The 22,159-nt window shown below is 54.4% G+C and carries 21 protein-coding genes and 1 pseudogene; 6 read left to right on the top strand and 16 right to left on the bottom strand.

Annotated elements, in window-relative coordinates; all coding sequences use genetic code 11:
* Positions 1 to 359 precede the first annotated feature (359 nt).
* From aguB to tnpA, 3 genes are all read left to right on the top strand, one after another.
* On the top strand, positions 360 to 1,244 hold the full coding sequence (aguB, locus tag KKH3_RS19130) for an N-carbamoylputrescine amidase (RefSeq protein WP_039363374.1): 885 nt from the start codon (positions 360 to 362) through the stop codon (positions 1,242 to 1,244).
* A gap of 3 nt (positions 1,245 to 1,247) precedes the next feature.
* Positions 1,248 to 2,351, top strand: coding sequence for an agmatine deiminase (aguA, locus tag KKH3_RS19125; protein WP_039363371.1), 1,104 nt, complete (start codon positions 1,248 to 1,250; stop codon positions 2,349 to 2,351).
* A 219-nt stretch (positions 2,352 to 2,570) separates the two neighbouring features.
* Entirely contained in the window at positions 2,571 to 3,008 is a 438-nt protein-coding gene (gene tnpA / locus KKH3_RS19120; RefSeq protein ID WP_039281630.1) for an IS200/IS605 family transposase, read from the top strand.
* Positions 3,009 to 3,109: 101 nt separating this feature from the next.
* Here the strand turns inward: tnpA and tpiA are convergent, their stop codons facing one another.
* Positions 3,110 to 3,877 carry a triose-phosphate isomerase gene (tpiA, locus tag KKH3_RS19115; protein WP_039363369.1) on the bottom strand — a complete coding sequence of 256 codons (768 nt, stop codon included), beginning with the start codon at positions 3,875 to 3,877 and terminating at the stop codon, positions 3,110 to 3,112.
* Between the two features lie 165 nt (positions 3,878 to 4,042).
* Positions 4,043 to 4,642 (bottom strand): YiiQ family protein, encoded by a 600-nt coding sequence (locus tag KKH3_RS19110; RefSeq protein WP_039363366.1) that lies wholly within the window; start codon positions 4,640 to 4,642, stop codon positions 4,043 to 4,045.
* A 219-nt stretch (positions 4,643 to 4,861) separates the two neighbouring features.
* On the opposite strand from KKH3_RS19110, the gene KKH3_RS19105 reads away from it, so the two are divergent.
* Positions 4,862 to 5,284: a DUF805 domain-containing protein gene (locus tag KKH3_RS19105; RefSeq protein WP_039363363.1), complete on the top strand. Its 423-nt coding sequence runs from the start codon at positions 4,862 to 4,864 to the stop codon at positions 5,282 to 5,284.
* Positions 5,285 to 5,302: 18 nt separating this feature from the next.
* Here the strand turns inward: KKH3_RS19105 and fpr are convergent, their stop codons facing one another.
* From fpr to KKH3_RS19085, 4 genes are all read right to left on the bottom strand, one after another.
* A complete protein-coding gene (gene fpr, locus KKH3_RS19100) occupies positions 5,303 to 6,049 on the bottom strand; it encodes a ferredoxin--NADP(+) reductase (protein ID WP_039363360.1) in 747 nt (248 codons plus the stop codon).
* A 118-nt stretch (positions 6,050 to 6,167) separates the two neighbouring features.
* Positions 6,168 to 7,178: a class II fructose-bisphosphatase gene (gene glpX / locus KKH3_RS19095; protein WP_039363358.1), complete on the bottom strand. Its 1,011-nt coding sequence runs from the start codon at positions 7,176 to 7,178 to the stop codon at positions 6,168 to 6,170.
* Positions 7,179 to 7,313: 135 nt separating this feature from the next.
* Complete coding sequence (gene glpK / locus KKH3_RS19090; protein WP_039363355.1) at positions 7,314 to 8,825, bottom strand: glycerol kinase GlpK; 1,512 nt, start codon at positions 8,823 to 8,825, stop codon at positions 7,314 to 7,316.
* Positions 8,826 to 8,878: 53 nt separating this feature from the next.
* Positions 8,879 to 9,718, bottom strand: a complete 840-nt coding sequence (locus tag KKH3_RS19085; protein WP_039363351.1) for an MIP/aquaporin family protein — start codon at positions 9,716 to 9,718, stop codon at positions 8,879 to 8,881.
* A 549-nt stretch (positions 9,719 to 10,267) separates the two neighbouring features.
* Between KKH3_RS19085 and zapB the strand changes: the two genes are divergently transcribed.
* A complete protein-coding gene (zapB, locus tag KKH3_RS19080; protein WP_010281529.1) occupies positions 10,268 to 10,507 on the top strand; it encodes a septal ring assembly protein ZapB in 240 nt (79 codons plus the stop codon).
* 118 nt (positions 10,508 to 10,625) lie between these two features.
* Here zapB and rraA read toward each other — a convergent pair whose 3' ends face one another.
* The 7 genes and pseudogenes from rraA to priA all read right to left on the bottom strand — a co-directional run bounded on the left by rraA (position 10,626) and on the right by priA (position 18,747).
* Complete coding sequence (gene rraA / locus KKH3_RS19075) at positions 10,626 to 11,111, bottom strand: ribonuclease E activity regulator RraA (protein ID WP_039350159.1); 486 nt, start codon at positions 11,109 to 11,111, stop codon at positions 10,626 to 10,628.
* 134 nt (positions 11,112 to 11,245) lie between these two features.
* Entirely contained in the window at positions 11,246 to 12,163 is a 918-nt protein-coding gene (locus KKH3_RS19070) for a 1,4-dihydroxy-2-naphthoate polyprenyltransferase (protein WP_039363349.1), read from the bottom strand.
* A gap of 145 nt (positions 12,164 to 12,308) precedes the next feature.
* Positions 12,309 to 13,640 (bottom strand): ATP-dependent protease ATPase subunit HslU, encoded by a 1,332-nt coding sequence (hslU, locus tag KKH3_RS19065; RefSeq protein WP_039363346.1) that lies wholly within the window; start codon positions 13,638 to 13,640, stop codon positions 12,309 to 12,311.
* Positions 13,641 to 13,649: 9 nt separating this feature from the next.
* Positions 13,650 to 14,181: pseudogene (gene hslV, locus KKH3_RS19060) on the bottom strand (ATP-dependent protease subunit HslV).
* Between the two features lie 83 nt (positions 14,182 to 14,264).
* Positions 14,265 to 15,125, bottom strand: coding sequence for a cell division protein FtsN (ftsN, locus tag KKH3_RS19055; protein WP_072034572.1), 861 nt, complete (start codon positions 15,123 to 15,125; stop codon positions 14,265 to 14,267).
* Between the two features lie 88 nt (positions 15,126 to 15,213).
* The gene (gene cytR, locus KKH3_RS19050) at positions 15,214 to 16,257 is read right to left on the bottom strand and encodes a DNA-binding transcriptional regulator CytR (protein WP_039363341.1); all 1,044 of its coding nucleotides are present in this window, start codon (positions 16,255 to 16,257) and stop codon (positions 15,214 to 15,216) included.
* Positions 16,258 to 16,548: 291 nt separating this feature from the next.
* Positions 16,549 to 18,747: a primosomal protein N' gene (priA, locus tag KKH3_RS19045; protein ID WP_039363333.1), complete on the bottom strand. Its 2,199-nt coding sequence runs from the start codon at positions 18,745 to 18,747 to the stop codon at positions 16,549 to 16,551.
* Positions 18,748 to 19,039: 292 nt separating this feature from the next.
* Between priA and rpmE the strand changes: the two genes are divergently transcribed.
* Positions 19,040 to 19,255, top strand: coding sequence for a 50S ribosomal protein L31 (rpmE, locus tag KKH3_RS19040; RefSeq protein ID WP_010281510.1), 216 nt, complete (start codon positions 19,040 to 19,042; stop codon positions 19,253 to 19,255).
* A gap of 72 nt (positions 19,256 to 19,327) precedes the next feature.
* Here rpmE and KKH3_RS19035 read toward each other — a convergent pair whose 3' ends face one another.
* The 3 genes from KKH3_RS19035 to KKH3_RS19025 are packed head-to-tail and all read right to left on the bottom strand — an operon-like array spanning position 19,328 to position 22,107.
* Positions 19,328 to 20,341 (bottom strand): FecCD family ABC transporter permease, encoded by a 1,014-nt coding sequence (locus KKH3_RS19035; protein WP_039363331.1) that lies wholly within the window; start codon positions 20,339 to 20,341, stop codon positions 19,328 to 19,330.
* On the bottom strand, positions 20,338 to 21,300 hold the full coding sequence (locus KKH3_RS19030) for an ABC transporter substrate-binding protein (RefSeq protein ID WP_039363327.1): 963 nt from the start codon (positions 21,298 to 21,300) through the stop codon (positions 20,338 to 20,340). The genes KKH3_RS19035 and KKH3_RS19030 overlap by 4 nt, the downstream gene beginning before the upstream one ends.
* Positions 21,301 to 21,309: 9 nt before the next feature.
* Positions 21,310 to 22,107, bottom strand: a complete 798-nt coding sequence (locus KKH3_RS19025; protein WP_039363325.1) for an ABC transporter ATP-binding protein — start codon at positions 22,105 to 22,107, stop codon at positions 21,310 to 21,312.
* Positions 22,108 to 22,159: the final 52 nt, after the last annotated feature.

Genomic DNA, 22,159 nt, shown 5'->3' with positions numbered 1-22,159 from the left:
TAACAGGATATTCCTATTGGGTATGCGCAGGTGTGTTGGCCTATACTCGTCATACTTCAAGTTGCATGTACGTTGGCTGCGTTCACTCACCCGAATCACTTACTTGAGTAAGCTCATCGGGATGAAATGAGAGACATCCTGTCTCTCACCGGAGGCCAGCCTTTGGCTGGTCAAATTCGTTCCCGACGAATTTGTCCTTCTCTTGCCGCCTGCCTGAAACTTGAATTATTTAGAGTAGACACTCGTTAAGACCGCGCTGGTTAGCGCCGATACATAATCGTGATCGAGAGAAACACTTATTTGCCGATACTCGCCGGTGAGAAAGGGCGGGTATATATCGTTATTACTGAGGTTTTCGCATGAAAAAAGTTACCGTTGCCGCAACACAAATGGCGTGTTCTTGGGATCTGCCGAAGAATATTGAAAACGCCGAAAAACTGGTGCGACAAGCGCATGCAAAAGGCGCACAGGTGATCCTGATTCAGGAACTGTTTGCCGCACCGTATTTCTGTATCGATCAGAGCCCGGAGCACTATGCGCTGGCGCAGGAGCTGGAAACCAGCCCGCTGATTAAGCATTTTTCCGCACTGGCGGCGGAGCTGAACGTGGTGTTGCCGTTGAGCTTCTTTGAGCGTGCCAATAACGCCTATTACAACTCGCTAGTGATGATTGACGCGGACGGCGCCGTGCTGGACGTTTATCGCAAAACGCATATTCCGAATGGTCCGGCGTATCAGGAGAAGCAATTCTTCATTCCGGGCGATACTGGTTTTAAAGTCTGGCAGACGCGCTACGCAAAAATCGGCGTGGGCATTTGCTGGGATCAGTGGTTCCCAGAAACTGCACGCAGCCTGGCATTGCAGGGCGCAGAGCTGATTTTCTATCCGACCGCGATTGGTTCTGAACCCGCTTACCCAGACATCGACAGCCAGCCGCACTGGACCCGCGTTCAGCAAGGTCACGCCGCCGCGAATCTGGTGCCGGTAATCGCATCCAACCGTATCGGTACAGAAGCCAGCAAATACATCGACGGTCTGGAAATGACGTTCTACGGCTCGTCCTTCATTGCCGACCAAACGGGTGCGCTGCTGGCACAGGCCAATAAGACGGACGAAGCGATTCTGGTGCATGAATTTGATTTGGAAGCCATTGCAGCACAGCGTGCGTCATGGGGTCTGTTCCGCGACCGTCGTCCGGAAATGTACGGCACGATTGCCACCTCTGACGGCAAGACCTGGAGATAAGTGATGTCACAGTTAGCGACTCCTCAGCTCACCACGCCGCAACAGGATGGCTTTACGATGCCCGCCGAATGGGCACCGCATGATGCCGTGTGGATGATTTGGCCGTATCGTACCGACAACTGGCGCGAACAGGGCGTTCCGGCGCAGAAAACGTTCGCGCGCGTGGCGGAAGCCATCGCCCAGAACACGCCGGTTATCATGGGCGTGCCTGCACGCTACATGGCGGATGCGCAACAAGTGATGCCGGTGAACGTCACGCTGGTGGAAATGGAAAGCGACGACGCCTGGATGCGCGACACCGGGCCAACCATCGTGCTGAATCAGGCGGGTGAGCGTCGGGGTATCGACTGGCAGTTCAACGCCTGGGGCGGCGAACTGGGCGGTCTGTATGAAGACTGGCGTCAGGATGAGAAAGTGGCGGCACAGGTGCTGGACTATCATCAGGCTGCTCGTTATGCCGCACCGCTGATTTTGGAAGGCGGCTCGATCCATGTCGATGGTGAAGGCACCTTGCTGACCACGGCGGAATGCTTGCTCAATCCGAACCGTAACCCGCATTTGAGTAAAGCGGAAATCGAACAGCTAATGCGTGATTACCTCAGCATTTCGACGGTTATCTGGCTGGAAGAGGGCGTGTACAACGACGAAACCGACGGGCATATCGATAACATGTGTTGTTTCGTGCGCCCCGGTGAAGTGGCGCTGCACTGGACGGATGACGAAAACGATCCGCAGTATGCACGCTCCGTCGCCGCCTATGAAGTGCTGTCGGCAGCGCGGGATGCACAAGGTCGTGAGCTAAAAATCTGGAAATTGCCTGCCCCTGGCCCGCTCTATGCAACCAAAGAGGAAGCGCTTGGCGTGGAGAGTGGCGATGCGGTTGAACGCCTTGCCGGTTCGCGTCTGGCGGGTTCTTATGTGAATTTCTTGATCAGTAACCAGCAAATCATTTTCCCGCTGCTGGATGAGAAGACGGATGACGTTGCACGCGATCTGCTGCAACAGATGTTCCCCGGCTACGTGATTAGCGGCGTGCCTGCGCGGGAAATCCTGCTGGGTGGGGGAAATATTCACTGCATTACTCAGCAAATCCCTGCGGCGAAGTAAGCGTTGCGCGGTTAGCCGACTGCTGAAAAGAAGAGGGCGAGTATTTTGCTCGCTATAAAAAAAGCCGGTTGGCGCGACAGCGTGAACCGGCTTTTTGATTGTCAGCCTTAAACCACCTCCTCGGGAGGTGGTGATTGTCCCTGTGAGGCTATAGCCTGAAGGAAGCCCATGCCAGAAAATTCCAGCTTACTCACCACAAGTAAGAAGGAAATCACTGACATGAGCAGTTATAGAAGTTCAGCACATGTGTTTTGGCGTTGCAAATACCACTTGGTTTGGACCCCAAAATATCGCTACAAGATTTTAACGGGCACAGTAGGGAAAGAGCTTTACCGTTCGATTTACATACTTTGCAATATGAAAGATTGCGAGATATTGGAACTAAATGTTCAACCAGACCATGTTCATCTTGTCGTGATGGTTCCACCGAAACTCTCAATTTCAACGCTAATGGGCGTCCTGAAAGGGCGCACGGCAATTCGTCTCTACAATAAATTCCCGCATATAAGAAAGAAACTGTGGGGCAATCACTTTTGGGCTAGAGGATACTTTGCGGACACGGTGGGAGTGAACGAAGAAATTATCAGACGTTACGTGAGGCATCAGGATAAGAAAGACCAAGAATACGAACAGCAAATGGAGTTATTGCAGGATTAAAACGGACAAGGCCCCCTTCTAGGGGGCCCCACTTAAAGCCACCTCTTCAAGAGGTGGATTTTTACTAGACGAACCTTCGTCCGTCCGTTTTCGATAAACGCTTAGCCGCGTTTCGCGTCGGCTGCTGCTTTCACGATGACAGCAAAGGCGTCAGCTTTCAGTGAAGCACCGCCAACCAGCGCGCCGTCGATGTCCGGCTGGGTGAACAGCTCTGCCGCATTCGCCGCATTCACTGAACCGCCGTACTGGATGATCACTTGTTCAGCAACGGCAGCATCTTGCTTGGCAATGTGGTCACGGATAAATTTGTGAACAGCTTGTGCTTGCGCAGGGGTGGCGGATTTACCCGTACCGATAGCCCATACGGGTTCGTAGGCAACAACGGTGTTTTCAAATGCTTTCGCGCCCAGCGTATTCAGCACGGCGTCCAGCTGACGTGCACAGACGGCTTCCGTCTGACCCGCTTCGTTTTCTGCTTCAGTTTCGCCAATGCACAGCACCGGAATCAGGCCCGCGTCTTTCAGCACGCCAAATTTCTTCGCAATGAATTCATCGCTTTCTTTGTGGTAGGTGCGGCGCTCAGAGTGGCCGATGATAATGTATTTCGCACCGATGTCTTTCAGCATCTCGGCAGAGGTTTCGCCAGTGAAAGCACCGGAAAGGTTTACGTCTACGTTCTGCGCGCCCAGCGCAATGCGGCTGCCTGCCAGTTGGTGATTAGCCTGATCGAGATAGAGAGCAGGTGGTGCAATCGCTACGCCACAGCCGTCAACGGTGCTGAGCTCTTTACGCAGACCCGCGATCAGTTCGTTGACCATGTGAGTGCTGCCGTTCAGCTTCCAGTTACCCATAACTAATGGATGTCGCATCTTTTTTCCTCCAGCCGGAATCGCGAATGAGTCAATATGTTAATAAATCAAGGTGTTAATGAATCTACGCATAAATTTTACTGCCGTCAGGCAATATGATCTGCCCACAGTATAGAGACGAAATGTGATCGTGGCTCTGTTTTTCGTCATGAATTACCGCGTTGATCACGGTTCAGATAGCGTTAGCTTAATCGGTTCAACAGCAAAAGTTAGCCCTTTTTCACCCTCATCTGCAACCACATAACGTAAGGCCCCTTCCGTTTGCTGATAAAAGCGTTGTCCTTTGCCTTTTTCCAGCAGCCCGGTGACTTTTTTCACACTCTGTTCTTCCGTCAGTGACGGTGCGAACGTGCGCGCAAGCGCAGCCATGTAGTCGAGGGCTTGCTTACGACGCACTGCGGTTTCTTGTTCACTCTGCAACTGCGGTAGCCAGGTAATTTGCAGCGTTTTGATTTTCCCAGTGCCTTTCTCCAGTGCGGTTGAGGCATAGAGGTGGTCGTTGATCCGGCTGGCTGCGCGAGTCAACATGCTGGTGATATTACCGGTGTCGACAACCCGAAATTCACCGATCGGCAGCGTAGGGTTGCTCAGATTGTAGCGAGAACGGAACTGCGTGATGGTTTGATCGAAGGTGGGGGCACCAGCCAGCAGATACGGCGCATTGGCTGAAGGTTTGGGCGGGAATGTTGGATCGGCTCCCGCGTGAGTCTGGTACAGCACCAGTGATGATAGAACCAAAAGTGAAGCGATGCGTTTTCGTGTCATAGGGATTCGGGTCAGCCACTTCAAAAGATGTCCAGGCCGATAACGGCAGAATACGTTTGATTAAAGCGGCATTTGTACGTCGTTGTCAAAAAACAGTACGTGACTGTCAAAAATCGCGTAAAGGTTGCGGGTAAATACCGGGATTAAGGTAAAATCAGCTGGAACAAAAATACAGATTAATGTGGCTAGACAGGCCGACAATTCAGGACGTTATCGTTAATGACATTACAGCAGTGGTGCTTCTCGTTTAAAGGCCGAGTCGGTCGCCGTGATTTCTGGCTTTGGATGGCGATTTGGGTCGCATTGATGGCGGTGTTGTTTACGCTATCCGGCCAAAGCTGGCTGGATACGCAATCGACGGCGTTTGGTTTGGTGGTATTGCTGTGGCCGACGGCGGCGATTATGGTGAAACGGCTGCATGATCGTGATAAGAGCGGCTGGTGGGCGCTGTTGTTAGTGGTGGCGTGGATGTTGGCCTCGGGGAACTGGACGATGTTTTCGTCCGTCTGGCAGTGGGGCATTGGCCGCTTCTTGCCGATCCTGATTGTCGTGATGACGCTGCTAGACTGCGGTGTTTTTCTGGGCACAAAAGGGGAAAACCGGTTTGGAGCAGCGGCGGAGCCGTTTCGCTTCCGCCGCTAATTAACAACGCGTTGCCGTTTACCAATAGTTTTCGGCCGTCATATGACCGGGTCTGCGGCGCAGGTGTTTGGTCATTTGACGCTCTTCTTTCAGCAACAGCTGCGTATCACGCACCATCTGCGGGTTACCGCACAGCATGACGTGGCTGGTTGCTGCATCCATCGGCAAGCCCACAGCGGCTTCCAGCGTACCGTTGCTGATCAACGTAGGAATGCGGCCCGTCAGCGAGCCCGTTTCTTCTTCCCGGCTGACTACCGTTTGAATACGCAGTTGACCGTGGTAGCGCTGCTGTAATTGCTGCATCAGCGGCAGATAGCTCAGATCGCGTGAGAATCGGGCGGCGTGGACCAGCACGATGTTCTTAAAACGCTCCAAATCCTTGCCTTCCTGAAGAATCGACAGGTAAGGGCCAATGCCCGTGCCGGTTGCCAGCATCCACAGCGTTTCACAATCAGGCACTTCTTCCAGCACGAAAAAGCCGGCAGCTTCTTTGACGATCATGACGTCTGAACCGGGTTGCAGCGCATGCAGATGCGGGCTGAGTTTGCCTTCTGGTACCGTCACCAGATAGAACTCAAGGGTGGGATCGCTGGGCGCATTCACGTAGGAATACGCGCGTTGCACTTTCTCGCCATCAATCTCCAGCGCCAGTTTGCCATATTGCCCGGCAGTGAATGCATCGGCGGGCGCGTGAACCCGAATGCTAAACAGACTTTCTGTCCAGTTTTCCACCTGAATCACTTTGCCTGTCACCCATTCAGCCATACTTTCTTGCTCCTATTACTGGCGGTCAGATGCCGCTATTTGTGCATGTAAGTCGTGCATCTAAGATACGCCATTTATTAACAACTGTGAAACAATCAGTCAGTTGGGCAGTGTCCTGCTACAGCAGGAATTCGTGCAGCGTGCGATCCTTGCGATCCAGATAATGCGTCGATTTAATTCGACGGATCGTGCGGGATTTACCGCGGATCAGCAGCGTTTCTGTGGTGGCCATATTGCCTTTACGGGCGATCCCGTCCAGCAAATCACCTTTGGTGATGCCAGTCGCGGAGAAAATGACGTTGTCGTTGCGTGCCATGTCATCCAGCTTGAGGACGCCTCCAGCTTCGATGCCCATTTGTCGACAGCGTGCCAGCTCGTCTTCACCGATGCGACGGTTTTCAGCGCTATCGCCTTTGACTTCATGACGTGCCAATAAACGTCCTTGCATGTCACCGTCGAGTGCGCGGATAACGGCCGCAGAAATCACGCCTTCGGGGGCGCCGCCGATGCCGTACAGCACGTCAACTTCGCTGTCCGGCATGCAGGTGAGAATGGATGCGGCGACGTCGCCGTCTGGAATGGCGAACACTTTCACGCCCAACTGCTGCATTTCTGCGATGCAGGCATCATGGCGCGGTTTAGCCAGCGTTGTCACGGTTAACTGGCTGAGCGGCTTGCCCAACTTCAGTGCGACATTGCGCAGGTTGTCCGCCAGCGGCAGGTTGAGGTCAATCGATCCTTTCGCCTCTGGGCCGACGATCAGCTTTTCCATGTACATATCTGGCGCGTGCAGAAACGCGCCTTTTTCGCCGACGGCCAGTACAGCCAGCGCATTCGCCTGACCCATTGCCGTCATCCGCGTGCCTTCAATCGGATCGACGGCGATGTCTACGGCATCGCCCTGACCGGTACCGACCTGTTCACCGATGAACAGCATGGGCGCTTCGTCGATTTCCCCTTCGCCGATGACAATCTGACCGTTGATATTGACCTGATTCAGCATGATGCGCATCGCCTGTACGGCGGCATTGTCGGCAGCGTTCTTGTCGCCACGCCCTAACCACTTATAGCCTGCCAGCGCGGCTGCTTCGGTGACGCGTGAGAACTCAATAGCTAATTCACGTTTCATAAATACCTGTCTGTTGTCGATCGGGAAAAGAAAAGATATGGGCGGGGATTTTATCACAACGGGGGAGGGGCGGTTGAGCGAGATGAAAAAACGGGCGCGACAGGCGCGCCCGTTGTTGATGTATTCGTGGATGGGTTAGGCGTCGTGCTCTTCCCAGTTACGGGCACGGGCAACCGCTTTCTGCCAGCCGCTGTAGCGAACGTTGCGTTCTACCGTTTCGATGCTGGGGCGGAATTCACGCTCGATAGTCGCTTTACTCTTCACTTCATCCAGATCGTTCCAGAAGCCAGTAGCAAGGCCAGCGAGGAAAGCGGCACCCAACGCGGTGGACTCACGCACTTCTGGACGTTCCACGCGCGTACCGAGGATATCGGACTGGAACTGCATCAGGAAGTTGTTGGCGACCGCGCCACCGTCGACACGCAGCGCTTTCAGGCGCGTATCCGCATCCGCCTGCATAGCATCGAGTACGTCACGGGTCTGGAAAGCGATGGATTCCAGCGTGGCACGAATAATGTGGTTCGCATTCACGCCACGGGTCAGGCCGAAGATCGCGCCACGGGCATACGGGTCCCAATAAGGCGCGCCCAAGCCGGTGAAAGCGGGTACGACGTAGACGCCGTTGCTGTCCTTCACTTTTGTTGCAAAGTATTCGGAGTCCATTGAGTCGCCGATCAGTTTCAGCTCGTCACGTAGCCATTGGATGGATGCACCACCAACGAACACCGAGCCTTCCAGCGCGTAATTCACTTCGCCACGTGGGCCGCAGGCGATAGTGGTCAGCAGGCCGTGTTTGGACAGCACCGCCTCTTTACCGGTATTCATCAGCAGGAAGCAGCCCGTGCCGTAGGTGTTTTTCGCCATGCCAGGATTGACGCAAAGCTGGCCGTACAGCGCCGCCTGTTGGTCACCTGCGATACCCGCGATAGGAATACGCGTGCCGCCTTTACCGCCAATGTTGGTCTGGCCGTAGACTTCTGAAGAGGCACGGACTTCCGGCAGCATCTCGCGCGGGATATCCAGCGCTTCCAGCATGCGGGTATCCCACTCCAGCGTGTGAATATTAAACAACATGGTACGGGAGGCGTTGGTGTAATCCGTGACGTGAACACGCCCCTGCGTCATTTTCCAAATCAGCCAGGTATCAATCGTACCAAACAGCAGCTCGCCACGTTTGGCGCGTTCACGAGAGCCTTCAACGTGATCCAGAATCCACTTCACTTTGGTGCCGGAGAAGTAAGGGTCGACCACCAGCCCGGTGGTATTGCGAACATACTCTTCCAGACCGTCTTTCTTCAGCTTTTCGCAGATTTCAGCGGTACGACGACACTGCCAGACGATGGCGTTATAAATCGGCTTGCCGCTCTCTTTTTCCCATACGACGGTGGTTTCACGCTGGTTGGTGATACCAATGCCCGCGACTTCATCCGAGCTGATGTCGGCTTTAGCCAGCACTTCGACCAGCGTGGAGCTTTGCGATGCCCAAATCTCCATCGGGTCATGTTCTACCCAGCCTGCTTTGGGGTAGATCTGGGTGAATTCACGCTGCGAAACGCTAACGATATTGGCATCGTGATCCAGTACGATGGCGCGTGAGCTGGTTGTGCCCTGGTCGAGCGCGACAATGTATTTTTTTTCCGGGTTCATAAATCCAATCCTGTAATGATTAACCGTGAAATAGGATGGTCGTGGCGTTAAGTTTAACGGCTTTCACGACGCGTGGTAGCTTCTGCCTCGGCTTCGCAGACATCGCATGGCAGATTACGGCCAATGAGTGCGCGATAACCGAAGGCACCCAGACAGGCACCGATAATGGGGCCGAAGATAGGAACCAGAAAGTAAGGAATGTCGCGTGCGCCAGTAAAGGCCACGTTGCCCCAGCCTGCCAGGAAAGCAAACAGCTTAGGACCAAAATCACGTGCCGGGTTAAGGGCGAAGCCGGTCAGTGGCCCCATGGATGCACCGATGACGGCAATCAAAATACCGATCAGCAGGGGAGCGAGTGGCCCGCGTGGGATACCGTTACCATCATCGGTCAGCGCCAGAATTAGACACATCAGGATGGCGGTGATGACAGTCTCAACCAGCAGCGCCTGTATAACGGAAATGTGCGGATTCGGATAGGTTGAGAAAATGCCCGCGAGATCCAGGCTCTCCGTGCTACCACGAACCATATTGTTGGTTTGTTCAAAATCCACAAACAGATTGTGATACAGGCCGTAGACCAGTGCGGCGGCACAAAATGCCCCTGCAATCTGCGCCAGAATGTAAGGGACAACCTTACGCCCATCGAAGCAGGCAAACAGCCACAGTGCAATAGTGACGGCTGGGTTGAGGTGTGCACCAGAAATGGCGGCAGTCAGGTAGATTGCCATCGCAACCCCCAGACCCCAAATGATGCTGATCTCCCACTGTCCGAAGCTGGCTCCCGCCAGTTTCAGGGCGGCGACGCAGCCGACACCGAAGAAAATCAGCAGGCCAGTGCCGAGAAATTCGGCGATGCACTGGCCTTTTAGCGTTGAACGTTCTGCTTGGCTCATATTTTTTTCCTGCTGGGTAACGTACAGAGTGGTCAGTCTAAGGATACCGTCTTGAGGCATCCTCTGTTTTAAATGTATTTATGATGTGAATTTATCGTTAATGCTCGAAAACGAGAAATATCGAAATTAAAATGTGTGTTGCACGTCAAAAAAATGAGCGTATTCGCTTATAAAATGACTTGCGGTGGTTTTTTGCCCAAGGTTGATAGTAACGCTCAGGTTAAATTTATTAACACAATAGCTGGCATGGGTAAGCGAACAGAGGGACTTTCAGTTTGCGCCGCTCGTTTTTCCGTTTGTACTGCCTGTTTTTCAGTTTCTACTGATAGTGTTACGTAAGAAAAGCTGCCACACTCGCGTAGTGGGGGATGTGCGCTAGACAGGTGGCGGTTGGCTACATACAATTTCGCTATGGTCTGTCTTGTCAGCCGTCCCATGGTCAGGATTATGTTTACGGGCGGATGGCGACACCGTTGGGTGTTGGTTACAGAGTCCGAAAGCCAGCGTTAACCGATCTTTGCCTTGTTGCGATTAAAAGGGGTTTGAAGAATGTCATTTGAAGTGTTTGAAAAGCTGGAAGCGAAAGTTCAGCAGGCGATTGATACCATCACGCTGTTGCAAATGGAAATTGAAGAGCTGAAAGAGCAGAACAACGCACTGTCGCAGGATGTTCAGGCGGCAGCGGGTTCACGTGAAGCGCTGGTGCGCGAGAACGAGCAATTGAAAGAAGAGCAAGTCGTGTGGCAAGAACGCCTGCGCGCGCTGTTAGGCAAAATGGAAGAAGTCTAATCGGACTTGCTGGCTCAGACGAAGGAACGGCTTATCGATTGAGCCAAATAAAAAAGGGCGTCTATCGCCCTTTTTTGTGCTGATGTCACCGCAATAAAAACGCGGGAATTCAACGATACTATTCAATATCCAGCGGGTCTTCCGCCAAAATAATACCGGTATTATCGGCATACAGATGGTCACCGGAGAAGAAGGTGACGCCACCGAAGTTGACGCGAATATCGCTCTCGCCGATGCCTTCGCTACTCGCGCCGACCGGAATGGCCGCCATCGCCTGAATACCGATATCCAGCTCAGCCAAATCATCAACCTGACGCACTGCGCCATAAACGACAATGCCTTCCCACTCGTTTTGCGTCGCCAACCGGGCGATTTCCGCGTTGATCAATGCGCGGCGCACTGAGCCCCCGCCATCGATCAGAAGCACGCGCCCGAGGCCGTTCTCTTCAAGGAGATCGAACAGCAGGCCGTTATCTTCAAAACATTTCACCGTGGTGATTTTGCCACCAAATGAAGTACGCCCGCCAAAATTAGAGAACAGAGGCTCAACAACATTCACCTCTTCGTGGTAGATATCGCACAGTTCGGAAGTATCGTATTTCATAGGATTAACGTCTGTTTGCCGCCGGAATCATGAGTATATCCCTTTCTGGCGGCTGTTGGCAAAATCATCAAATGTTAACTTGATGCGTATCAGTAAATACGCACTGCTTTTTGCCTGCGATAACTCTACCCGCACTAACTCAATATCACGCCAACGGCGAACAGAATGTTGGTCAGCAGTGCGCCTTTTACTGTTTTTTCCAGCATCGGACGCATACTGAATGCGCTGCTTTCACGCAACACATACCGTGCCTGCTTAATCAGCAACGGGAGCGCGAGGATAAAGAGCCAGCCTGCCAGGCTGTGCAAATAAAACGTCGCAAACAGACCGAGACAAACGGGTGCCAGTAACAGCAGCATCGTGTGGTAGAAACGCGCTTTTTCTGCCCCCAGACGCACCGCCAGCGTGTTTTTACCGCTGATACGATCGTTGTCGATATCGCGCAGATTGTTGATGTTCAATACCGCCGTTGCCAGCAGGCCACAGGCCGTTGCAGGTAACATGACGATGCTGTCGAAGTGGCCGGTTTGCAGGTAATACGACCCTGCGACGCTGAGCCAGCCGAAAAAGATGAGTACCGAGATATCGCCGAGCCCGATATAGCCATAGGGTTTGTTGCCGACGGTGTAGGTGATGGCGGCAAAAATCGCCAGTAGCCCCAGAATCAGGAAACCAAAGATATCCGCGGGCTTTTCACACGCCAGAATTACCAGACTCACACCGGAAATGATAGTGAGCGCCACGGTCACAATTAGCGCATTGCGCAGTTGCGCCAGCGTAATCACCCCGGTCTGAATGCCGCGCAACGGCCCGATACGTTCCTCGGTGTCGCTGCCTTTTATCGCATCCCCATAGTCGTTCGCCAGATTGGAAAGGATTTGCAGCAGTCCGGCGGTCAACAACGCCAGTAATGCTACGCCCGGTTTAAAGCTGCTATGCCAGCTCGCAATCGCCGAGCCAGTGACGATGGACGCAAAAGCTAATGGCAACGTCTTTGGACGAAGGCTATCCAGCCAGGCTTTGGTTTTGCTGCTATGGGTCGATAAAGTCATGGTGTGCTTCAATTTTTATTGATGATTCAATTGCGTGAATCATCCGTTTATAAACAAGAAAAGTCAGTGATGGCGGCGTCAGAAACAAAAGTGGGAGGCCAACGCCTCCCACTTTATCCTTAATCGTGCGATCCGCGAAAACGGATTATAAGATAAATCGACTCAGATCTTCATCTGCTACTAATTCATCCAGATGATTACGTACGTAATCTGCGTCAATGGTAACACTTTGACCGTTCATTTCGCTGGCGTCGTAAGAAACGTCTTCGATCAGACGCTCCATCACGGTATGCAAACGGCGCGCGCCGATATTTTCGGTGCTTTCGTTGACCTGCCAGGCCGCTTCGGCAATACGGCGGATACCATCGGCGGTGAACGAAATGTCCACGCCTTCCGTCGCCATCAGCGCTTTGTACTGCTCGGTCAGCGAGGCGCTCGGTTCCGTCAGGATACGCTCGAAATCTTCCGTCGTCAGCGCCTGCAACTCTACGCGAATCGGAAGACGTCCCTGCAATTCAGGAATCAGATCGGACGGGCTGGCTACCTGGAACGCACCGGACGCGATAAACAAGATGTGGTCAGTTTTGACCATGCCATGCTTGGTGGACACGGTGCAGCCTTCGACCAGCGGCAGCAGGTCGCGCTGAACGCCTTCACGGGAAACATCCGGGCCGGAGCTTTCGCCACGCTTACAGATTTTGTCGATCTCATCGATGAACACGATACCGTGCTGCTCAACGGCTTCAATCGCCTGCTGTTTCAGCTCTTCCGGGTTCACCAGCTTGGCGGCTTCTTCTTCTATCAGCAGCTTGAAGGCGTCTTTGATTTTGACCTTACGGGCTTTCTGCTTTTGTCCTGCCAGATTCTGGAACATGGACTGGAGCTGGTTGGTCATTTCTTCCATGCCTGGTGGTGCCATGATCTCTACGCCAACAGGGGCGGCAGCCAGATCGATCTCGATCTCTTTGTCATCCAACTGGCCTTCACGCAGTTTCTTGCGGAATGCCTGACGTGCGGCGGAAGGCTCCTGCGTGCTTTCTGACTGCCCCCAGTTGTTCTTCGCGGGGGGAATCAGCACGTCCAGAATACGGTCTTCCGCCATCTCTTCCGCACGAAAACGGTTTTTTTCGATGGACTGGAGACGCACCATTTTGATCGCGGAATCCGTCAGATCGCGGATGATGGAGTCAACTTCTTTACCGACATAGCCCACTTCGGTGAATTTGGTTGCTTCCACTTTGATGAATGGCGCATTGGCAAGCTTCGCCAGACGACGGGCGATTTCGGTTTTACCTACGCCAGTCGGGCCGATCATGAGAATGTTTTTAGGCGTCACTTCATGACGAAGTGCTTCGTCCAACTGCATACGGCGCCAGCGGTTACGCAGCGCGATGGAAACGGCACGTTTCGCTTTATGCTGGCCGATGATATAGCTGTCGAGTTCGCTGACTATCTCGCGCGGGGTCATTTCAGACATAGTTGATCCTTACGCCTTGGAGGCTAATTCTTCTATCGTGTGGAACTGGTTGGTATAGATACAGATGTCGCCAGCAATCCCCAAAGATTTTTCGACGATATCACGCGCACCCCAGCTCGGTGTTTTCCAGCAAAGCACGCGCGGCAGCCTGTGCATAAGGACCACCGGAACCAATCGCGATCAGATCGTTTTCAGGCTGTACGACATCGCCATTACCGGTAATGATCAGCGAGGCATTTTCGTCCGCGACGGCTAGCAAGGCTTCCAGTTTGCGTAGCATACGGTCGGTACGCCAGTCTTTCGCCAGTTCGACGGCAGCTTTCACCAGATGACCCTGGTGCAATTCCAGCTTGCGCTCAAAAAGCTCAAAAAGGGTAAAGGCATCCGCCGTGCCGCCTGCGAAACCGGCGATGACGCGGTCATGGTAGAGACGACGTACTTTACGTACGTTGCCTTTCATCACGGTGTTGCCCAGAGTGGCTTGTCCATCACCGCCAATGACCACCTGGCCGTTGCGGCGTACGCTTACAATTGTTGTCACGAGTCAGTCCCCGTTTGAAGGAAAAGATCCCCGCATGATTCGGGGCACATTGCTGTTATAGATGGGGGAAGGCGTGGGGTTTTTCAACCCCCGCTAGCAAGAGGAATACAGTTTGATGCACCCGCGCCCTTAAGACGTTGGATCATGCTATCTGCGGCAGCACGGTTGTTATAAGGCCCAAGCATAATACGGTTCCAGCCGCCGTTAGAGGTGATGCGGCTTTCGATACCGGCAAACGCCAACTGTGCTCTTACCGATTCGGCAGGATCCATGGTTTTGAAGGAGCCGCACTGAATCGCCCAACGCTGGGTTTTCTCGGCTTTTGGCGCTTCAGGCTGTTTGACTGGCTGTTGCTTCGGCGCTTCCTGTTTTGGTGCTTCTTGTCTCGGTACAACCGGCGTCGTTTGCGCGATCGCGGGGGTACGCGTGGTCGGCTGCGTCGTCACGACAGGCGGCGGCTGCATCGATTGGGTCGGCGGCTTAATTGCCACCTGAGAGCGCGGAACCTGCGTCTGGTCGTTATACGGCACTTCGGAAAGCTGTGTTGGCTGACGACGCATATCAGACTGCATCTGTTCGAGCAGTTGGCGCTGTTCATCCGTCAACTGCACTGGCGACTGAATCTCACCACCTGCGGAAGGTTCCGTTGGCGTCGTGACACCCAACTGGCGGTTTTCCAGCTCTTTGATGTAGCGCCAGCGTTCTTCCGGCTTGGGTGGCAGCCCGTTACCTTTGCCCGCATTCTGATGCGGGAGGACGGGGGAATCGTCGGGTTTATTATGGGCGATAAAGTACAGACCGCCCGCGAAGGTGACCAAAACGGCAACAGCGAGTGCGATCATCGTTTTGGATGCACCTGAAGCCTTGCCTTTTTTTCGGCTATTTGTCGTTTTCCGGCGCGTTCCTGATGAACGTCCCCGGCTCACGTAGTCTCTTTGTGCCACTGTCGTTTCGCTGTGAATTGATAGATAAATAATATAATTAGGGGGTCATGTTACTGAACCCTCAAATATTTGACCAGCACCTGAAGTCTTAAAGCCTGTTACGGGCGTAATTCGGTGCGGCGACGCTGTCGCGTATGACCAGCTCACTGGACAATAGACGGGAACCGCTTTGTACCGTGTTACCTTGCAACTGCTCTAAGAGTAGCAGCATTGCCTCACGTCCGATCTGATAACGTGGCTGAGCGACAGACGTCAGCGGAGGCCAACTGTATTGCGCCTGTTCGATATCATCGAAACCAATAATGGAGAGATCGCGTGGGATGTCCAGCCCCATCTTTCTGGCCTGCGCCAGCACGCCCAGTGCCATGAGGTCGCTGTGACAGAAGATCGCGCTGGGCGGCTGCGGATGTTGCATTAGCGCAATCAGGCCGTTAATCCCGGTTTCATAGGTGAAATCACCCCGAAAGATGTACTGGTTATCGATCAGAATCCCGTTGCGGCGCAAAGCCTGAATGTACCCCTGCAAACGATATTGGCTCAGATGCATGTGCTCCGGGCCGGCAATGCAGGCAATACGCTGATGACCCGCCTGATAAAGATAATGTACGGCTTCAAAGGCGGCGGTCAGGTTATCGATATGCACGGTTGGCAGCGCCAGATCCGGTGAGAACTCATTGGCCATCACCATCGGCGGCAGATTACGCTGCTCTTCCTGGCCTGCGTCAAACGGTAGGTTGGAACCGAGTAACAGCATTCCATCGATCTGCTTGGTAATAATCAGGTCGACGAAGGTTTTTTCTTTTTGATGTTGGTGAGCGCAATCGCCAATCAACACCAGATAGCCGTGTTCAGCTGCCGTTTCCTCGATCCCGCGAAATATTTCGGAAAAATAGGGATCGCAGATATCTGGGACGATCGTCAGGATCGTACGCGATTCGTTACGCTTGAGATTCCTGTTGAGCGCGTGGGGCGAATAGCCAACGGCGATGACAGCCTGCTCGACCTTCCTGCGGGTGGTCGCAGAGACTTTCTCTGGGTTCATTAACGTTCGGGATACGGTGGCGGTGGAAACACCCGCCTCATCCGCCACGTCTTTCATCGTCGCCGTGGTGACGCCTTTCTTCTGCTTCAACGCTTTTCTCCTTACGTCAGCGTTAACTGGCGCTGACTGTCAGCAGAACGCTCCTGTCTGCTGACGCTTCTATGATGACGGATAACGCTTTTCGGCGCGGTATGCCGACTGAGTGGCACGGTTCATCACTACACGACCAGGCCTCAGCATACTGCCTGGGCAAACAGTGATAACAGATTGCACGCAGGTTTTGTTGCTTAATTTGCACAGGAAGTGTGATGAATGTCGTGTTCTCGACGGCGCTCGCAAAAAATGCATGGCAAGAAACTCAAACTTAGCTAACAGGAAACGCTAACCGTCCGTGGGGTCGACATCCAGTATCCATTTCACTTTACGCGCCTGCGGCAGCGTGCCGATCAGCGTGAGCGACGTTCTGACCAGTTTCTGCAATAGTGCTCTGGAAGGGTGCTGTAGCAAAAGCTGCCAGCGGAAGCGCCCCGCACGTTTTGGCTGTAAAGCGGGGACCGGGCCCAGCAGCCAGAGTGATTCATCTCTCAATGGGCTCGCCTCCAGCAAATTACGCAATTGCTGGAGGAATAATGCGGCCTGCTGATTATCGTGATCGTCAGCGCGGAAGAGGATATGGCTGGTAAACGGCGGCAGAAAAACGCTTTTTCGTTCGGTCAGTGCCTGACTGGCAAAGGCATCGTAGCCCTGTTGCAGCAGCGTTTGTAATAGCGGATGTTCCGGGTGATGCGTTTGCAGCGCGACTTCGCCTGCTTTGCCTGCACGTCCTGCGCGACCTGCCACCTGAGTATAGAGCTGGGCAAAACGTTCGGCTGCGCGGAAGTCGGCAGAGAACAGCGAACCATCTACGTCCAGTAAGGCGACCAGCGTTACGTCGGGGAAATGATGCCCTTTCGCCAACATCTGTGTGCCGATGAGAAGACGAGCACCTCCCTGCCTGACCTGCGAGAGCTGTTGTTCAAGCGCGCCTTTACGGCTGGTGGTATCACGGTCGATGCGGGTGATCGGGACATCTGGAAAGATTGGCGCAAGGCTTTGTTCCAACTGCTCGGTTCCCAGACCGACGGGCACCATATGGGTCGAGCCGCAACCGGGGCACTGTTGTGGAACCGGACGCTGGCTGTCGCAGTGGTGGCAGCGCAACATCTTCTGATGCTGGTGGTAGGTATAGTAGTGATCGCAGCGCTGACACTCAGCAATCCAGCCGCACTCGTGGCACATCACCACGGGGGCGAATCCGCGCCGATTGAGGAACAAAATAACCTGATTATCGTTCGTCAGATGATGGCGGATGCGGGTAATCAACGGCTGGGATAACCCGGCAGTCAGCGGCAGTCCTTTCAGATCGATGACGTGCTGTTTGGCTAGCGCGGCATTGCCCGCTCTTTTAGTGAGATTCAAGCGCCGATATTTGCCAATCTGGACGTTATACAGCGTTTCCAGCGCGGGCGTTGCCGTCCCCATGACGATGGGAATGTCTTCTTCTCTGGCGCGAAAGACCGCCAAATCACGGGCGTGGTAGCGCCAGCCTTCCTGCTGTTTGTAGGAACTATCGTGCTCTTCATCGATCACGATCAGCCCCAAGCGGGCAAACGGGGTAAATAACGCTGACCGCGTTCCGATGATGATGGCGGCTTCACCACTGCGAGCGCGTAGCCAGACGGCGAGGCGCTCGCTGTCGTTGAGTGCCGAGTGCAACACATCCACCGGAGCGTTAAACCGTTCGCGAAAGCGGGCGATCGTTTGCGGCGTCAGGCCAATTTCCGGCACTAATACCAGCGCCTGTTTGCCCTGTGACAGTACGTTTTCCAGCACGCTGAGATAGACTTCGGTTTTGCCCGAACCGGTGATGCCTGCGAGTAACCAGGCGGCAAAGTGGTTATCTTCGCTGCGAATTGCACCGACGGCGGTGGCCTGTTCGGTATTCAGGCGCAGGCGGTCGGTTGCCAGACTAAAACTCTGACGCCAGTCGTGAGGCATTTGCTCTGCGGCCTGTAATTCGCACAGCCCTTTGCTACGTAGCGCCTGCAACGCTGTCTCTGTTAGCCCGATTTCGCTGACCTGATGGCGATAAAGCGGCGACTGAAGTAAGGCCGCCAGCGCCTGCTGCTGTTTCGCGGCGCGCTTGAGCGTGCTGAGCGGCGTCGCCCGGCCCTGTTCGGTGGCAAACCACTGCCAGAGCGGCGCGCGGTGTGCGGGTTTTCCCTGACGCAGTAGGATCGGCAGCGCGTGGAACAGCACTTCGCCAATCGGGTAGTGATAGTACTCGACTGCCCACAGCAGAATGCGCCACAGGCTGGGCGGGAACAGCGGCTGTTCGTCCAGCACGTCATGCACGGGTTTTAATTGCTCAAGCGGAAGTTCGCTGGTGTCGCTCAGCGCGGTAATAATGCCGATCGCTTTACGGTGACCAAAGGAAACGCTGACGCGTGCGCCGACCTGCGGAGTCATTCCTCCTGCGGGTAGCAAATAATCGAATGTACGTGCCAGTGGCACGGGCAAAGCGACCTGAGCGACAGACATAACCTCTCCGTGATAGTCGACGTGGATTGGCGCGGCGCCCCACGACATAACCGGCTGGTTTGTATCGTGCGCGACGCAGGCAGAAAATAAGGCAAGGCGCTAGTGTACATGCTGCGAGGGATAATGTGTGGATGCGATTGCATCGGGGTATCAGATTCTGTATGATCCGCCGCCACTATGCTGTTCGCGCAAACGCTTGTGCCGTTCGCATAATGAACTCACTTACTCAACTTTCGTGTGGTGTCTGGCGGAACAAGGCTGGATAGCGACACGGCCTTAACAGAGGTTTCCCATGAAAAAAGGTATTCACCCGAATTATTCTGCAGTTACTGTAACGTGCTCTTGCGGTAACGTGATCAAAACCCATTCTACTGTGGGTCGTGACCTGAACCTGGACGTTTGTGGCGAATGCCACCCGTTCTACACTGGCAAACAACGTGATGTTGCAACCGGTGGTCGCGTTGACCGCTTCAACAAGCGTTTCTCCGTACCAGGCGCTAAAAAATAAGTTTTACTGGCCTCATTGGCACAGTAACCTTCGACAAAGGCACCGACAGGTGCCTTTGTCGTTTTTGGTGGGTTAGTGTCCCTGCTGACGTTTTACCAGCATCCCCAGAACGAAGACGCCGCCTAATCCCGCGGTAATAATCCCAATGGGCAATTCCTGAGGAGCCAGTAGCTGCCGGCTAAGCCAATCGCCGCCGCACAGCAGCATCGCACCCAGCACGGCCGTCAGTGGCAGGAGCCTCTTGTGCAGTACGCCGCTCAGCGGCCGAGCCAGATGGGGAATCATCAGGCCGATAAAACCGATCACGCCAGTCAATGCGACTAACAGCGACGTGGCGAACGCGCAGCAGATAAAAATTTCCACCCGTACGCGGGACAGATTAACGCCCATTGAGGCTGCGGTTTGTCCGCCAGCCAGCAGAGCGTCGAGCGCACGCCAGCGCAGGGCAGTGAGGCCGAATAGTAGCAGAACGCTGAACACTGCAAACGGTAGCGTGTCCCAACGGGCAAGGCCCAGCCCGCCCAGCGACCAGAAAAGAATCGAGCTGGCGGCTCGCTGATCGCCGGAAAACACCAAATAGTTCGTCAGGGCGCCAAACAGAAACGAGATCGCCAATCCGCAGATGATCAATCGCTCTGCGCCCCGCGCCTGTTGTAGCAGGAACAACACCGTTACGGCGACGGCCGATAAAATGCCGCCACAGAAGGCTGCCATCGGCAGTGCCCAGTCACCGAGTTGCTCGCCAAAGCGGGTGATCACGGCGACGGCACCCGCTGATGCACCAGCAGACAGGCCGAACAGAAAAGGGTCGGCCAGATCGTTGCGGGTTGCCGTTTGCAAAAAGGCACCGACCATCGCTAGCCCCGCGCCGCATAATGCTGCGAGAAGGCTGCGGGGAATACGCAGCTCCAGAATGATACGTGACGTCATCGGCGAGGCCTCCGCCGACGATAGCCCGAATACGCTGGCGACCTGTTTAAGGGGAATCGTTGTGCTGCCTGCCGCAATATTTAACAGCATCAGCCCAGCCAGTATCAGCAGCGCGATAATGAGGGTTGCGGCATAACGTGAAGACGTTGGGCTCACTTAAAGGCATCCGGGTAGAGTGCGTGTGCCAGTTTATCGACGGCGGTTATATTGGCTGGTCCCGGCGTGAGCTCCGCATATTGCAGCTTTAGATAGCGATGCTGTTGTACGGCTGGGGTAAATTTCATTAGCGGATGTGATTCCAGAAAACGCCTTAATGCATCCGCACCGTTGCCCGTCTGGTAATCCAGCAAAATGATAAAGTCGGGTTCGCGTGCCGCTACGCTTTCCCACGAGGTGGAAGCCCAGCTCGTTGCCATATCGTCCATTACGTTCTTTCCGCCTGCCGCTTCAATGATGGCGGTTGGCATAGCGAATTTCCCGCTGGTAAACGGTTTATCGTCGGCGGAGTCATACAGAAAAACCGTCTGCTTTGGCTGATTGCCAATGCGGGTTTGCAGTTCGGCAATCTGTTGTTTCCAGCCGTCAATCTGTTCCTGGGCCTGTTCCTGCTTACCGAAAATTTTCCCCAGTTTCAGCATGTCGCCGTAGAGCAAATCCATGCTGGCACGTGGACGCTGTTGCTGTTGGTCGGTGAACACGCAGCTCTCGCTGAGTACCAGCGTCTGAATGCCGTATTTTTTCAGCGATTGCGGGGTGACTTCGCCGCCCACTTTCATGCCGTAGTTCCACCCAGCAAAGAAGAAATCCGGGTGTACAGCCAGCAGGTTTTCTAACGTCGGGTATTTTGCTGCCAGTTCAGGGATTGTGCCCTGCTGCTTGATAAAGTCGGGGGGCGCCTTATACCAACCGGTGATCCCCGTTAGCCCGACGATATTTTTTTGCAGCCCAAGCGCAAACGCCATTTCCGTCATGTTCAGGTCATGGATAACGGCTCGCTGCGGCGGCTGGGTGAAGGTGAGCGGTTGTCCACAGCTGTCGACCGTGACCGGAAAACCAGACGCGTGCGCCCAGCATGACGTCAATGCCAGCAGTCCAGACAGAAGCGTTATTTTCATCATGATTCCTTAGTGCAGTTCAGGGGCTTCAAAGATGCGAATGGGCGAGCCATTTAGCGGATGTGGCACCGTAAAGCTTTCCATCCCAAATACTGATTTCACACAGTCGGCGCTCAGCGCGTGTGCGGGCGTTCCCCAGCGGAGTAGCGTTCCCTGCTGCAAAACGGCGACGCGGTCGGCAAAGGGGGTGATCAGTGGCAGATCGTGCAGCACCGCCAGCGTTGAAATACCGCGTTTCCGCACAAGAGACAGCAACTGCGCACGCGCTAACGGATCGAGATGGTTAGTCGGTTCATCCAGCAGCAGGAGCTGTGGCGTCTGTGCAAAAGCACGCGCCAGCGCGGCGCGTTGACGTTCTCCACCGGAGAGCGTGCCCAGCAGGCGGTGGCGCAGCGGTAATAAGCCGGTATCGTCCAGCGCTTCTTCGATGAGCTGACGATCGTGCGTAGGCGTACTGAATCCGTGGTGTGGAATTCGTCCTAAGGCGACGTATTCCGCGACCCGTAAACGCAGATCCGGTGCATCGTTCTGCGCCAGAATCGCGATGCGCTTTGCTCGCTCATGGCGGCTGAGTGTGTTCAACGGCTGGCCGTTCAACTGGATGTACCCCGTTGTCGCGCCGAGTTCGCTGGTTAACACGCGTAGCAGTGTGGACTTGCCGCTGCCGTTGGGCCCAACCAGCGCCAAACGTTCTCCAGCCTGCATGGACAGCGAAATATCGCGGAGCCTCGGCGTGCGATTGGCGTCGGCAACGGAAACATGGTGAAGCTGTAGCAGCACGGGGTTAGTGGAGAGAGGCTCTGTCATGATGCGGGCATATCACCGTTATACGTCAAAAATGATATGTTATAACATAACA

Origin of the sequence: Pectobacterium actinidiae (assembly GCF_000803315.1) — a bacterium.
Lineage (GTDB): Bacteria > Pseudomonadota > Gammaproteobacteria > Enterobacterales > Enterobacteriaceae > Pectobacterium > Pectobacterium actinidiae.
Note: the sequence above shows the minus strand (reverse complement) of the source record. Positions and strands in the feature narration are given on the sequence as shown.